This is a genomic window from Eubacterium uniforme (assembly GCF_900167115.1).
In the GTDB taxonomy this organism is placed as follows: Bacteria; Bacillota; Clostridia; order Lachnospirales; family Lachnospiraceae; genus Eubacterium_S; species Eubacterium_S uniforme.
The window spans coordinates 29,156-44,515 of the sequence record NZ_FUXZ01000005.1 but is presented as its reverse complement, the minus strand read 5'-3'; the positions used below and the strand labels follow the sequence as shown (position 1 = coordinate 44,515).

8 protein-coding genes are annotated in these 15,360 nt (G+C 37.0%); all 8 read right to left on the bottom strand.

Annotated elements, in window-relative coordinates; genetic code table 11:
- Positions 1-703: 703 nt before the first annotated feature.
- The gene (gene tuf, locus B5D16_RS04395; protein WP_078765763.1) at positions 704-1,891 is read right to left on the bottom strand and encodes an elongation factor Tu; all 1,188 of its coding nucleotides are present in this window, start codon (positions 1,889-1,891) and stop codon (positions 704-706) included.
- Between the two features lie 220 nt (positions 1,892-2,111).
- Positions 2,112-4,229, bottom strand: coding sequence for an elongation factor G (gene fusA / locus B5D16_RS04390; protein WP_078765762.1), 2,118 nt, complete (start codon positions 4,227-4,229; stop codon positions 2,112-2,114).
- 46 nt (positions 4,230-4,275) lie between these two features.
- Positions 4,276-4,746: a 30S ribosomal protein S7 gene (rpsG, locus tag B5D16_RS04385; RefSeq protein ID WP_200803936.1), complete on the bottom strand. Its 471-nt coding sequence runs from the start codon at positions 4,744-4,746 to the stop codon at positions 4,276-4,278.
- A 153-nt stretch (positions 4,747-4,899) separates the two neighbouring features.
- Positions 4,900-5,313 (bottom strand): 30S ribosomal protein S12, encoded by a 414-nt coding sequence (rpsL, locus tag B5D16_RS04380; RefSeq protein ID WP_078765761.1) that lies wholly within the window; start codon positions 5,311-5,313, stop codon positions 4,900-4,902.
- A gap of 228 nt (positions 5,314-5,541) precedes the next feature.
- The gene (gene rpoC / locus B5D16_RS04375; RefSeq protein ID WP_078765760.1) at positions 5,542-9,198 is read right to left on the bottom strand and encodes a DNA-directed RNA polymerase subunit beta'; all 3,657 of its coding nucleotides are present in this window, start codon (positions 9,196-9,198) and stop codon (positions 5,542-5,544) included.
- Between the two features lie 14 nt (positions 9,199-9,212).
- Positions 9,213-13,076, bottom strand: a complete 3,864-nt coding sequence (rpoB, locus tag B5D16_RS04370; protein WP_078765759.1) for a DNA-directed RNA polymerase subunit beta — start codon at positions 13,074-13,076, stop codon at positions 9,213-9,215.
- A 262-nt stretch (positions 13,077-13,338) separates the two neighbouring features.
- Positions 13,339-14,712 carry a hypothetical protein gene (locus tag B5D16_RS04365; RefSeq protein ID WP_078765758.1) on the bottom strand — a complete coding sequence of 458 codons (1,374 nt, stop codon included), beginning with the start codon at positions 14,710-14,712 and terminating at the stop codon, positions 13,339-13,341.
- Positions 14,713-15,222 carry an RNA polymerase sigma factor gene (locus B5D16_RS04360; protein ID WP_078765757.1) on the bottom strand — a complete coding sequence of 170 codons (510 nt, stop codon included), beginning with the start codon at positions 15,220-15,222 and terminating at the stop codon, positions 14,713-14,715. It abuts the gene before it with no gap.
- Between the last annotated feature and the right edge of the window lie 138 nt (positions 15,223-15,360).

Here is a 15,360-nt window from a genome sequence, read left to right as displayed (position 1 = left end):
ACGCAAAAACACACTTTAACTTGCTTTCCTTTTTACTCTTTTTGACTAAGAGGAAAGCAACTGGCATGTCCCACCTACAAAAGCAAGCTCTAACTTGCTTTCTTTTCTACGTTTTCGTTCAATAGGAAAGCATATGGCCGGCTACTTTCACTAAATCAAGTTTCAACTTGCTTTCCTTTCTACTTTTTTAGCTAATAGGAAAGCATATGGCCGGCTCTCCATACAAAAGCAAGCTCTAACTTGCTTTCCTTTTTGCTATTTTGGCTAATAGGAAAGCATTTGGCCGGCTCAACATACAAGAAGCAAGCTCTAACTTGCTTTCCTTTTTACTCTTTTGGCTAATAGGAAAGCAACTGGCTTGCTCCACATACAAAAGCAAGTTCATATTTGCTTTCCTTTTTACTCTTTTTGGCTAATAGGAAAGCATTGGCCTTGCTCAACATACAACAATACCATAAAAAAACAGCTCTTATAATTTCACTGCCAATTTGCTACATCAACCTCGAATCCGCACCCATTACTGACTTATTGATTGCCAATACTTTTCTCAATATAACTATAAACTAATTCAAGGCAATCAATAAGTGACGTAGACATTCATTAAATGTCTACGTCAAAACATAAAAAAATAAGTCCAACAACAAGCAAGCTTGTGTTGGACTTATTTTTTTATGTTTATCAGTAAACACTTAACTCAAAGTCATTACTGAATAATTGTAGCAACCTTACCTGAACCTACTGTTCTACCACCTTCACGGATAGCGAAACCAAGACCCTGTTCCATAGCGATTGGGTGAATAAGTTCAACTGTCATTTCTACGTTGTCACCAGGCATACACATAGGTGTTTCTGCTGGTAAGTTACAAACACCAGTTACGTCAGTTGTTCTGAAGTAGAACTGTGGTCTGTAGTTGTTTGTGAATGGAGTATGACGTCCACCTTCTTCTTTTGTAAGAACGTAAACCTGAGCAGTAAACTTTGTATGACATGTTACTGTACCTGGTTTAGCAAGAACCTGACCTCTTTCGATCTGGTCTCTGTTGATACCTCTAAGAAGAGCACCGATGTTATCACCAGCCATAGCTTCATCAAGCATCTTTCTGAACATTTCGATACCTGTTACAACTGTCTTCTGTGTTTCTTCTTTAACACCAATGATTTCAACTTCATCTGAAAGGTGAAGTGTTCCTCTTTCTACTCTACCTGTAGCAACAGTACCACGACCTGTGATTGTGAATACGTCTTCTACTGGCATAAGGAATGGCTTATCTGTATCTCTTTCTGGATCTGGGAAGTAGCTATCTACTGTATCCATAAGTTCCATGATCTTGTCGCCCCATTCTCCGTTAGGATCTTCAAGAGCTTTAAGAGCTGAACCCTTAACAATTGGAGTACCTTCGAAACCATATTCTTCAAGTACTTCTGTTACGTCCATTTCAACTAATTCGATAAGTTCGTCATCGTCTACCATATCGCACTTGTTTAAGAAAACAACGATCTTAGGTACACCTACCTGACGTGAAAGAAGGATATGCTCGTTTGTCTGAGCCATAACACCGTCTGTAGCAGCTACAACAAGGATAGCGCCGTCCATCTGAGCAGCACCTGTGATCATGTTCTTAACGTAGTCAGCATGACCTGGGCAGTCAACGTGAGCGTAATGTCTCTTGTCTGTCTGATATTCAACGTGAGCTGTTGAGATAGTGATACCTCTTTCTCTTTCTTCTGGTGCCTTATCAATGTTTTCGAAATCTACTTTTTCGTTACCTTCAACTCTTTCAGCAAGTACCTTTGTGATAGCAGCTGTAAGTGTTGTTTTACCGTGGTCAACGTGACCGATTGTACCAATATTACAATGTGGTTTTGTTCTGTCAAATTTAGCTTTTGCCATTTTTAATTCCTCCGTTTATTAATTATAATTTCCCCCGTGGGGTGACTAAGACTTGATCATTTATAAATCTTAGTAATGACAATAATCTGGGAGGAAATAATTTCCTCACACTAATTACCATTATATTTAATAAATCCATAATTTTCAAGCCTAAATTATAAATATATTTGTTTTTGTATCCGCTGGTTATTACCAGCAGATACATCGTTAATTTTTTTAATTATTTAACCTTGCTAGCAATAACCTTTTCCTGAACTGACTTAGGAGCTGGTTCATATTTTTCAAAGAACATTGAGTAGTTACCACGACCCTGTGTTCTTGATCTTAAGTCTGTTGAGTAACCGAACATTTCTGCAAGTGGAACGAAACCTCTAACGATCTTACCACCACCGAGGTCATCCATTTCCTGGATACGACCACGTCTTGCATTAATATCACCAATTACATCACCCATGTATTCTTCAGGCATTGTTACTTCAACTCTCATGATAGGCTCAAGTAATACTGGATCAGCTTTTGCCATAGCATCCTTGAATGCCATAGAACCAGCAATGTGGAATGCCATTTCAGATGAGTCTACTTCATGGTATGAACCATCCCATACTGTAGCGTGAACACCAAGTACTGGGAAGCCTGCTAAAATACCAGACTGAGCTGCTTCTTCGATACCTTCACCAACTGCTGGGATGTATTCCTTAGGAATGCTACCACCAACAACTGTTGATTCAAACTTGAATGTTTCTTCACCGTTTGGATCCATTGGTTCGAACTTAACTTTACAGTGACCGTACTGACCACGACCACCAGACTGCTTAGCATACTTGCTATCAACATCAACAGCCTTTGTAAATGTTTCTTTGTAAGCAACCTGTGGAGCACCTACGTTAGCTTCTACTTTGAATTCACGAAGAAGTCTGTCTACGATAATCTCTAAGTGAAGCTCACCCATACCAGCGATGATAGTCTGACCTGTTTCATGGTTAGTATGTGCTCTAAATGTAGGATCTTCTTCAGCAAGTTTTGCTAAAGCTTCACCCATCTTACCCTGACCAGCTTTTGTCTTAGGCTCGATAGCGAGCTCGATAACTGGTTCTGGGAATTCCATTGATTCTAAGATAACTGGATGCTGTTCATCACAGATTGTATCACCAGTAGATGTAATCTTAAAACCAACTGCTGCAGCAATATCACCAGAGTAAACTTTATCAAGTTCCTGTCTGTGGTTTGCGTGCATCTGAAGGATACGACCAACTCTTTCCTTCTTACCCTTTGTAGCGTTAAGTACATATGAACCTGAGTTCATTGTACCTGAGTAAACTCTGAAGAAAGCAAGTTTACCAACAAATGGGTCTGTCATAATCTTGAATGCTAAAGCTGAGAATGGTTCTTCATCTGAAGAATGTCTAACAACTTCGTTACCAGCATCGTCAACACCTGTGATATCAGGGATATCTGTAGGAGCTGGCATATACTCGATAATAGCATCAAGTAACTTCTGAACGCCCTTATTTCTGTATGCAGAACCACAACATACTGGAACTGCTGTACATTCACATGTACCCTTTCTAAGAGCAGCCTTAAGCTGTTCAATAGAAACTTCCTCACCTTCAAGGTAAGACATCATAAGTTCGTCATCAAGTTCACAAATCTTTTCAACAAGTTCATCATGATACATCTCAGCATCATCCTTCATATCATCAGGAATATCTGTGATTGAAATATCATCACCCTTGTCGTCATTGTAAATATATGCTCTCATTTCGAAAAGGTCGATAATGCCCTTGAACTCATCTTCTTTACCAATTGGTAACTGAGTTACGATAGCATTCTTACCTAATCTTGTTTTAATCTGATCAACTGCTCCATAGAAGTTAGCTCCTAAAATGTCCATCTTGTTGATGAACGCCATTCTTGGAACGTTATATGTGTCAGCCTGACGCCATACGTTTTCTGACTGTGGTTCTACACCACCCTTAGCACAGAATACACCAACAGCACCATCAAGTACACGAAGTGAACGCTCTACTTCAACAGTAAAGTCAACGTGACCTGGAGTATCAATGATATTGATACGATGCTCAAGTGCACCTGGTTCTGGTTTATTATCTTTCTGACGTGTCCAATGGCATGTTGTAGCAGCTGAAGTGATTGTGATACCTCTTTCCTGCTCCTGTTCCATCCAGTCCATTGTAGCAGTACCTTCATGAGTATCACCAATTTTATAATTAACACCAGTATAATAAAGAATACGCTCTGTTAATGTTGTTTTACCAGCATCGATATGAGCCATAATACCAATATTTCTGGTTCTCTCTAATGGATATTCTCTTCCAGCCAATTTAGTTCCTCCTTTTCACCAATAGGTGAATAATCTAAAAATTTAATTAGAAACGATAATGAGCAAATGCCTTGTTTGCTTCTGCCATCTTGTGCATGTCTTCTTTCTTCTTTACAGATGCGCCTGTGTTGTTAGCAGCATCTAAAATTTCGTTAGCCAATCTCTCTTCCATTGTCTTCTCTGATCTCTGACGAGAATATAATGTAAGCCATCTAAGAGCAAGAGCCTGTCTTCTGTCAGGTCTTACTTCGATTGGTACCTGATATGTTGCACCACCGATACGTCTAGCTTTAACTTCAAGCTGAGGCATAACGTTATTCATAGCTTCTTCGAATACTTCAATAGCATCCTTACCAGCCTTCTCTGCAACCTTATCAAAAGCTCCGTATACAATCTTCTGAGCTACACCTTTCTTACCATCTAACATAATGTTATTGATAAGCTTTGTAACTACGATATTATTGTACATAGGATCTGCTAATACTTCTCTTTTCTGAGTATGTCCTTTACGTGGCACGGTACTTCCCTCCTTAATAATAATATTAGATCTTCGGTACTCACTTATTAATTTGTGTTCGCGCACGGTTACAATCTATTGTCAAAACAATACTTTCACTTAACCGGCACACAAGTAAGTCTCAAGTGACCTTTACTTTTTTACCTTAACTTTTTATTCCTTTGGTTTCTTAGCGCCGTATTTTGAACGAGCCTGACGTCTCTTAGCTACGCCTGCTGTATCAAGTGTTCCTCTAACAATATGGTATCTTGTACCTGGTAAGTCTTTTACTCTACCACCACGGATAAGAACTACGCTATGTTCCTGAAGGTTATGACCTTCACCTGGGATATAACTTGTAACTTCCATACCATTAGAAAGACGAACTCTGGCAATCTTACGAAGCGCTGAGTTAGGTTTCTTAGGTGTAGCAGTCTTAACAGCTGTACATACACCTCTTTTCTGTGGGGAAGCCGTGTCTGACATTTTCTTCTGAAGAGAATTATAACTCTTTAAAAGTGCTGGTGCAGTTGACTTCTTTACAGATGCCTGTCTACCTTTTCTTACTAACTGGTTAAATGTTGGCATTGTTTCACCTCCTATATTATTTCTTTTTTGCACACAAAAATAAACGATATAAAATCGCGTGCCATTAGAATATAACAATTCTAAAGTCAAAAGTCAAGTATTTGCTGAAAATTCATATATTTTTCTATGATAAATCACTTATGTTTTTATCAAGCCAAACTATATTTATTAAAAATGGACCAATGCAATAAGCATCAGTCCATTTCTTTTTGTTATTAAATAACTTTATTATTCTTCAGAACCTGTTACATCGCCTTCAAAGTTTTCATCAAATACTTCGTCATCAACAACATCATCAACAACATCGCCAATCATGTCTGTACCGAATGAAATCTCTGCATTCTGGCTAAAATCAATAACATCTTCTGTTTCAGTATCAAGTTTAACGCTTCTATATCTTCTCATACCAGTACCAGCTGGAATAAGGTTACCAATAAGAACGTTTTCCTTAAGGCCGATAAGTGGATCAATCTTTCCGTTAATAGCTGCTTCAGTAAGAACTCTTGTTGTTTCCTGGAATGAAGCTGCTGAAAGGAATGAGTTAGTTGCAAGAGATGCTTTTGTAATACCAAGCATAACCTGTGTACCAACAGCTGGTCTCTTTCCTTCTGCTTCCATCTGCTCATTAAGTTCATTAAAGTCAAGTACGTCAACCTGAATACCTGGTAAGTAACCAGTATCACCTGGCTCATCAACCTTAATCTTCTTAAGCATCTGACGAACGATTACTTCGATATGCTTATCGTTGATTTCTACACCCTGAAGTCTATATACACGCTGTACTTCACGGATCATATAATCCTGTACTGCACGAAGACCCTTAACCTTAAGTAAGTCATGTGGGTTAACACTACCTTCAGTAATTGGATCACCTTTTTCAATAATATCGCCATCATAGATCTTAATTCTTGAACCATATGGGATTAAGTATGTCTTAGTTTCACCATCTTCAGGATTTGTGATAATAACCTCACGTTTTGTCTTTGTTTCTTTAACTTCAGCTCTTCCACCAAATTCTGCGATAATAGCAAGACCCTTTGGCTTTCTAGCTTCAAATAATTCTTCTACTCTAGGAAGACCCTGTGTAATATCATCACCAGCAACACCACCAGTATGGAATGTTCTCATAGTAAGCTGTGTACCTGGTTCACCGATTGACTGAGCAGCGATAATACCAACTGCTTCACCAACCTGTACAGCCTGTCCTGTAGCCATGTTAGCACCGTAACACTTAGCACAAACACCAACATGTGATTTACATGTAAGAATTGTACGAATCTTAACAGATTCAACACCTGTTTCAATGATAGCTCTTGCTCTCTTAGGTGTAATCATATGATTTGCCTTAACAATCATATTACCGTCTTTATCAAAGATTGATTCAGCAGCATATCTACCTGTAATTCTTTCTTCAAGACTTTCGATTACTTCCTTACCATCACTAAAGCCCTTAATTTCCATGTAAGGAATATCCTTACCTGCACAACAATCTACATCACGAATAATAAGATCCTGTGATACGTCTACAAGACGTCTTGTAAGGTAACCTGAATCGGCTGTTCTAAGAGCTGTATCTGATAAACCTTTACGAGCACCGTGAGCAGAAATGAAGTATTCAAGTACGTCAAGACCTTCACGGAAGTTTGACTTGATTGGGAGCTCGATAGTTCTACCTGTTGTATCAGCCATAAGACCACGCATACCAGCAAGCTGTTTAATCTGCTTGTCAGAACCACGGGCACCAGAGTCAGCCATCATGTGAATGTTATTATACTGGTCAAGACCGCCTAAAAGTTCGTCAGTAATCTGATCATCGGCCTCTTTCCATGTTTCAATAACCTGTTTATATCTTTCTTCATCAGTTATAAAGCCCATCTTGTAGTCATCTGTAATTTCTTCAATAACTCTTTCAGCTTCATCAATGATTTCCTGTTTCTTTTCAGGAACTGTCATATCTGAAATTGAAACTGTCATAGCAGCTCTTGTTGAGTATTTATAACCAATTGCCTTGATGTCATCAAGAACTTCTGCTGTTCTTGTAGCACCATGTGTATTAATAACTTTTTCAAGAATCTTCTTAAGCTCTTTCTTCTTAACTAAGAAGTCTACTTCAAGCTTTAAGAAATCTTCATCTTTTTCTCTTTTAACAAATCCTAAGTCCTGTGGAAGGATTTCGTTAAATAAGCATCTACCAAGTGTTGTTTCAATAACACCTGTTACTTTTTCACCCTTGTCGTTGAAAGCACTTACCTGAACTTTAATCTTTGCATGAAGTGTGATTACACCATTTTCATAAGCAAGGATTGCTTCGTTAACGCTCTTGAAGTATTTGCCTTCACCCTTAACACCATCTCTAGACTGTGTTAAGTAGTAAATACCTAAAACCATATCCTGTGATGGAACTGCAACTGGTGCACCATCTGATGGCTTAAGTAAGTTGTTAGGTGAAAGAAGTAAGAATCTACATTCAGCCTGAGCTTCTACTGATAATGGAAGGTGAACAGCCATCTGGTCACCATCGAAGTCAGCGTTGTAAGCTGTACATACGAGTGGGTGAAGTTTAATAGCTTTACCTTCAACTAAGATAGGCTCAAATGCCTGAATACCTAATCTATGAAGTGTAGGAGCACGGTTAAGCATAACTGGGTGCTCTTTAATTACTTCTTCAAGTACATCCCAAACTTCTGTCTGGAGTCTTTCAACCATCTTCTTAGCACTCTTAATGTTATGTGCTGTACCATTTGCTACTAATTCTTTCATAACAAATGGTTTGAAAAGTTCGATTGCCATTTCTTTTGGAAGACCGCACTGATAAATCTTAAGTTCTGGTCCTACTACGATAACTGAACGTCCTGAGTAGTCAACACGCTTACCTAAAAGGTTCTGACGGAAACGTCCCTGCTTACCTTTAAGCATGTCTGAAAGTGACTTAAGAGCTCTGTTACCAGGTCCTGTTACTGGACGACCTCTACGACCATTGTCGATAAGAGCATCTACAGCTTCCTGAAGCATTCTCTTTTCATTTCTTACGATAATTTCTGGTGCAGCAAGATCAAGAAGTCTCTGTAATCTGTTATTTCTGTTAATGATTCTTCTGTATAAATCATTAAGGTCAGATGTAGCGAATCTACCACCATCAAGCTGTACCATAGGACGAAGATCAGGTGGAATTACTGGAATTACATCTAAAATCATCCATTCTGGTTTATTATCTGATGTTCTGAAAGCTTCAACAACTTCAAGTCTCTTAACGATTCTTGATCTTTTCTGTCCTGTAGCTTCCATAAGTTCTTTCTTTAATTCTTCATAATCTTTTTCAAGATCAATAGACTGAAGTAATTCTTTAATTGCTTCTGCACCCATACCTACACGGAAAGCATTGCCCCATGTTTCAAGCGCTGTTCTATATTCAAGTTCTGTAATAACCTGCTTATACTGAAGATCAGATTCACCTGGATCTAAAACAATGTATGAAGCAAAATATAATACTTTTTCAAGTACTCTTGGTGAAAGGTCAAGAAGTAATCCCATTCTACTTGGAATACCCTTGAAATACCAAATGTGTGATACAGGTGTAGCAAGTTCAATACTACCCATACGCTCTCTACGAACGTTTGACTTAGTGATTTCAACACCACACTTGTCACAAATAACACCTTTGTATCTAATCTTTTTGTACTTACCACAATGACATTCATAATCCTTGCTTGGTCCAAAAATCTTTTCACAGAATAAACCATCTTTTTCTGGTTTTAATGTTCTGTAGTTAATTGTTTCTGGTTTCTTAACTTCACCCTTTGACCAAGCTCTGATCATATCTGGTGATGCTAAACCAATTTTTATCTTATCAAATGATATTGGCTGATAATTAACTGTATCTGGCATTATTCCTCTCCCTTCTATTCTTCTGAATCATCTTCAAATGAATCTTCAATAGAATCATCGAATGAGTCACTAAAATCATCTTCAACATTTTCATCTTCAACTGCAACATATTCTTCACCATTGAATTCTTCCTGAGTAAATCCAGTTGCATTCTTGAATTCATCATTATTTCTTCTAGGTGAACTATCATTTAAAATTGAGTTGAAGTTTGTAGGTCCATCATCAACGCTTTCCTTAAGTTCTACTTCTTCGTCATTTTCATCAAGAACTCTTACGTCTAATGCTAATGACTGAAGTTCTTTAATAAGAACCTTAAAGCTTTCTGGAATACCTGCCTGTGGAATATTGTTACCCTTGATAATAGCTTCAAATGTACGTACACGACCAGTAACATCATCAGACTTAACTGTTAAGATTTCCTGAAGTGTATATGAAGCACCATAAGCTTCAAGAGCCCAAACTTCCATTTCACCGAATCTCTGTCCACCGAACTGAGCTTTACCACCAAGTGGCTGCTGAGTTACAAGTGAGTAAGGACCAGTTGAACGAGCATGAATCTTATCATCAACAAGGTGGTGAAGTTTAAGATAATGCATGTGTCCGATTGTAACCTTACCATCAAAGTATTCGCCTGTACGACCATCACGGAGCTGAACCTTACCATCTCTAGTAAGTGGAACACCCTTCCATAACTCTCTATGATCGCGATTTTCATAAAGATATGTTAACAATTCTTCGTCTAAAACATCTTTATATTTATCTTCGAATTCCTTCCATGATGTGTTAACGTAGTCATTTGCTAAATCAAGTGTATCCATGATGTCTTTTTCGTTAGCGCCATCAAATACTGGAGTAGATACGTTAAAGCCAAGTGCTTTAGCAGCAAGACTTAAATGAATTTCAAGTACCTGTCCAATGTTCATACGTGAAGGAACGCCGAGTGGGTTAAGCACGATGTCAAGAGGACGACCATTTGGTAAGAATGGCATATCTTCAACTGGTAATACACGTGAAACTACACCCTTATTACCATGACGTCCGGCCATCTTATCACCAACGGAAATCTTTCTCTTCTGTGCTATGTAAATTCTAACTGTCTGGTTTACACCAGGAGCAAGTTCATCACCGTTTTCTCTAGTAAATACCTTAGCATCAACAACGATACCATATTCACCATGAGGTACCTTAAGTGATGTATCTCTAACTTCTCTAGCCTTCTCACCGAAGATTGCTCTAAGAAGTCTTTCTTCTGCAGTAGGTTCTGTTTCACCCTTAGGTGTAACCTTACCAACTAAGATATCGCCTGCACGAACTTCAGCACCAATTCTAATGATACCTCTTTCATCAAGGTTCTTAAGTGCATCATCACCTACACCAGGAACATCTCTTGTAATTTCTTCTGGTCCAAGCTTTGTATCACGTGCTTCTGCGTCATATTCTTCAATATGGATTGATGTATAAACATCATCCTGTACTAATCTTTCACTAAGAAGTACAGCATCCTCGTAGTTGTAACCTTCCCAAGTCATGAAACCGATAAGTGGGTTCTTACCAAGAGCGATTTCGCCGTCCTTAGTTGAAGCACCATCAGCGATAACCTGACCCTTAACAACATGTTCACCCTTATCAACGATAGGTTTCTGGTTGTAACAGTTACTCTGGTTACTTCTTGAGAATTTAATTAATTTATAATCTTCTGTCTGTCCATCTTCATCATATCTGATTGTGATTTCCTTAGAAGTTGATCTTTCAATAACACCGTCTTTCTTTGCAACTACGCAAACACCTGAGTCAACGGCTGCCTTACCTTCCATACCTGTACCAACAACAGGAGCTTCTGTTGTCATAAGTGGAACTGCCTGACGCTGCATGTTAGAACCCATGAGCGCACGGTTAGCATCATCGTTCTGAAGGAATGGAATCATGGATGTAGCAACTGAGAATACCATTCTAGGTGATACGTCCATAAGGTCAATATTCTTCTTATCGTACTGTGATGTTTCTTCACGGAAACGTCCAGATACGTGATTATGTACAAAGTGACCTTCTTCATCTAAAGGTTCGTTAGCCTGAGCTACAATGTAGTTATCTTCTTCATCAGCTGTAAGATAAACAACTTCATCTGTAACCTTTGGATTTTCAGGGTCTTCTTTATCTACTTTTCTATATGGAGCCTCTACGAAACCATACTCATTAAGTCTAGCATATGTAGCAAATGAGTTGATAAGACCGATGTTAGGTCCTTCAGGAGTCTCGATAGGACACATTCTACCATAGTGAGTATAGTGAACGTCTCGAACCTCGAATCCGGCTCTATCTCTACTAAGACCACCAGGTCCTAATGCTGATAAACGTCTCTTATGTGTAAGCTCACCAAGTGGATTGTTCTGATCCATGAACTGAGAAAGCTGTGAACTACCAAAGAATTCCTTAACTGCAGCTGTAACTGGCTTAATGTTAATAAGACTCTGTGGAGTAATATTCTCAAGTTCCTGAGTTGACATTCTTTCCCTTACAACTCTTTCCATTCTTGATAAACCAATACGATACTGGTTCTGTAAGAGTTCGCCAACTGCTCTAATTCTTCTATTTCCAAGGTGGTCAATGTCATCCTTATTGCCGATACCATATTCAAGGTTTAAGCAATAGTTGATTGAGGCAATAATATCCTCTTTTGTGATATGCTTTGGAATGAGCTCATGGATTCTTCTCTGAATAGCTTCCTTGAGTTCATCTTCACTATCACATTCTTCTAAAATTTCTTCTAATACTGGATAGAATACTCTTTCATTAACTCCCAATTCTTCGCAATCAAAATCAACAAAGTTGTTGATGTTAACCATCATGTTAGAAAGAACCTTAACATTCTTTGTTTCTGTTTGTACCCAAACAAAAGGAACTGCAGCATTCTGAATTTCATCAGCTGTTTCCTTTGTAAGCTTAGTTCCAGCTTCAAATAATACTTCACCTGTTGATGGATCTACTACATCTTCAGCTAAAACACTCTTATAAATTCTATGTAAGAATGAAAGTTTCTTATTAAACTTATAACGTCCAACCTTAGCAAGATCATATCTCTTAGGATCAAAGAACATTGCTGTGATTAAACTTTCAGCACTTTCTACACTTAAAGGTTCACCTGGTCTAATCTTCTTATAAAGTTCTAATAAACCTTCTTCATAATTTGTAGAAGTATCCTTCTCAAATGTAGCTAAGATCTTAGGTTCTTCACCAAAAAGTTCAGTGATTTCTGCATTAGATCCGATACCTAAAGCACGGATAAGTACAGTAATAGGAACCTTTCTTGTTCTATCTACACGAACGTTAAAGATATCGTTTGAATCTGTATCATATTCAAGCCAAGCACCACGGTTTGGAATAACAGTAGATGCGAAAAGTTCCTTACCAATCTTATCTCTTGTTATATCGTAGTAGATACCTGGTGAACGTACAAGCTGTGAAACAATAACACGTTCAGCGCCGTTAATAACGAATGTACCGGTTTCTGTCATGAGTGGCATATCGCCCATGAAAATTTCATGGTCAACGAATGAGCCAGTGTCATTATTGTGAAGTCTTACAGTTACACGAAGAGGTGCTGAATATGTAGCATCTCTTTCCTTACACTCCTCAATAGTGTACTTCTTGTCTTCTTCACAAAGTCTGAAGTTGATAAATTCTAAGCTTAAGTGTTCTGAAAAGTCTTCGATTGGAGATATATCATCTAATACCTCTCTAAGACCTTCGCTTAAGAACCACTCGTAAGAATCTCTCTGTACCTCAATTAAGTTAGGTATATCAAGAACGTCTTTACCTCTTGCATAACTAACTCTTGGATTTTTACCTTCGTGAAGCTTGCGAATTCTGTTTTTTTCCATTGACATTTCACCTCTATCTTCAATATTTAGGTGCCACTATTGTAAAAATTTAACCTTCATTTTTATAAATTTTTATAAAAGGGCATAATGCGCCTATTACGACACAATAGTGCATCTGACATCATATCATATTTAAGTCAATAGGTCAAGTGTTTTTTATTTTTCTAAAAAAATAATTAACCACAAGCAAATACACCTCTAATTGCTAGAATTACTTATCTAACAAATAGAGGTGCACTTTACTAATCTAACCAATTATTTATTAATACTCTACATCTTCAACTTTTTTGCTTTTATAAAAATATTTCTTTGCACTATTATTTCCCGGTTCGTCTACCTTATCATCATGATACCAAAAAACAGCATAATCATCTGTAGCTTTTACTGCAAATATATCCTGTTCAGTAACTCCTAGATCTTTATATGATATAGTGCTTATCTTCTTTATTTCATTTTTGTCCATATCATAACACATAATAGTTGTTTCTGAAAAATCGGTAAATCCTTTTTTATCAGTCTTTTCATGATTTTCATAATATAGTTTACGTCCATCTTTAGAATAATTTAATCCACCATAGTAAAAATCACATTCCGAACGTTCACCAAGATATATTATTTCTGTTATTTTTCCACCGTCAAGTTTTTCTACATATTGAGGTCTCTCACCCGGATGTCCCGGTGGGTCGTATTTATATTTTGGAACTTCACTAGTAATAACATATTTATCATCTATAAAATCTTCTATCTTTCTATTTTTGTAGAATTTTAATTTTTTATTTTTTCGGTTTAAAACAAATGAATAATATTCTGTACCCGACCAGTCTTCACTATCATAAGATTTCTCATTAGGATATATTTTTTGACCTGTTATATAAATATAATTTTCATCCATTTTTACTATGTTAGGCATAAAATTTTCAGTTAATTCTTTTTCAAACTTAGCTACATAACTACTTTTTAGATTATCAGCATCAAAACTTTTCAATCCATATGTATCAAAATAATATAGAGTATTTCCATATTTGTAAATATCACCTATCATCTTATAATATCCTGGGACTATAAATTCATCGACTGTTGTTTTAGATTTGTCAAGATTATTCTCAACCTCAATTTTATATTTCCCTGTTTCACCATCAACAATTTTAGTGTTTACTACATAATCTCCAAACTTAAAACTATTAAATTGCGGCTCAAGTATATACTCATATCCATTTCCTTCTTGTACAACTTCCCCAACCGACTCCTCTTCAACAAACTCTGTTTCTTCCGTTATCTTTTCAGTATCTTTTACAATTGTTTCTGTTTCCTTTTCAGTTAATCTTTCAGATGTTTTCTCAATATTCTTATTTACGAATTTATTTCCATCCCCATTATTATTTGAGTAATAAATAACTCCAGCAATCATTGCACCTGAAGCGATTAAAGAAAAAGACGCAACCGCAACTTTTTTAAGTATATCACCATATTCTTTTTTCTTCATAATCTGTGACCTTTTAACATCAAGTTCCGATTTGTTATTTTCCGAACTTTCCGAACCTTTCTTTAAAATTTCTTCAACAATACGTTCCTGTGATTCGGTACTAAATTCAAGATTATCATATATTTGATTTTCACCATTTTTCCAAAAATCCATTTATAGCACCTCCTCTAAATAAAATTTCTCGTAGGTTTTCTTCAACTTTTCCCTACCTCGTTTCAATCTCATTTTAACAGCCGATACCGAGATTTCTAAGATATCGGCTGTTTCTTCAACAGAAAAGTCCTCAATATAGTGAAGTACAATTGCACTCTTATACTTATAATCAAGTTTTGCTAACTCAATAAATTCTTTCATATCTTCATTATCGTATCTTTTCCCAATCGAGAGGCACTCTTCTATCTTTTCCAATTGTATGTAAGAATGTCTTTTCTTATATTTCAAAAGATTCTTACACTTATTCTGGGACACTCTAATTAACCAGGCCTTCTTATGAATTTCCGAATCAAAATCCGGCCTATCCACATAGTACTGAAGTAATGTTTCCTGGATAATATCCTCAGTATCATATTTGTTTTTTACCATGATGAAACATACCTTAAATAGCATTTCTCCGTATGTCTTCATTGTTTCTTTTAAATCTAATTCCCTATCCTGATTATTCATAGCGTCTCCTATAAAAGTTTTACCGGTTTAACCTTTTCACCCTTAATACAACTGAAAAAGCATTTAGGTCACAAAAATTTTTTATACCTCTCATTTTATAAATCATTCATTATTCTACCACATAAAAAAGACCATGGA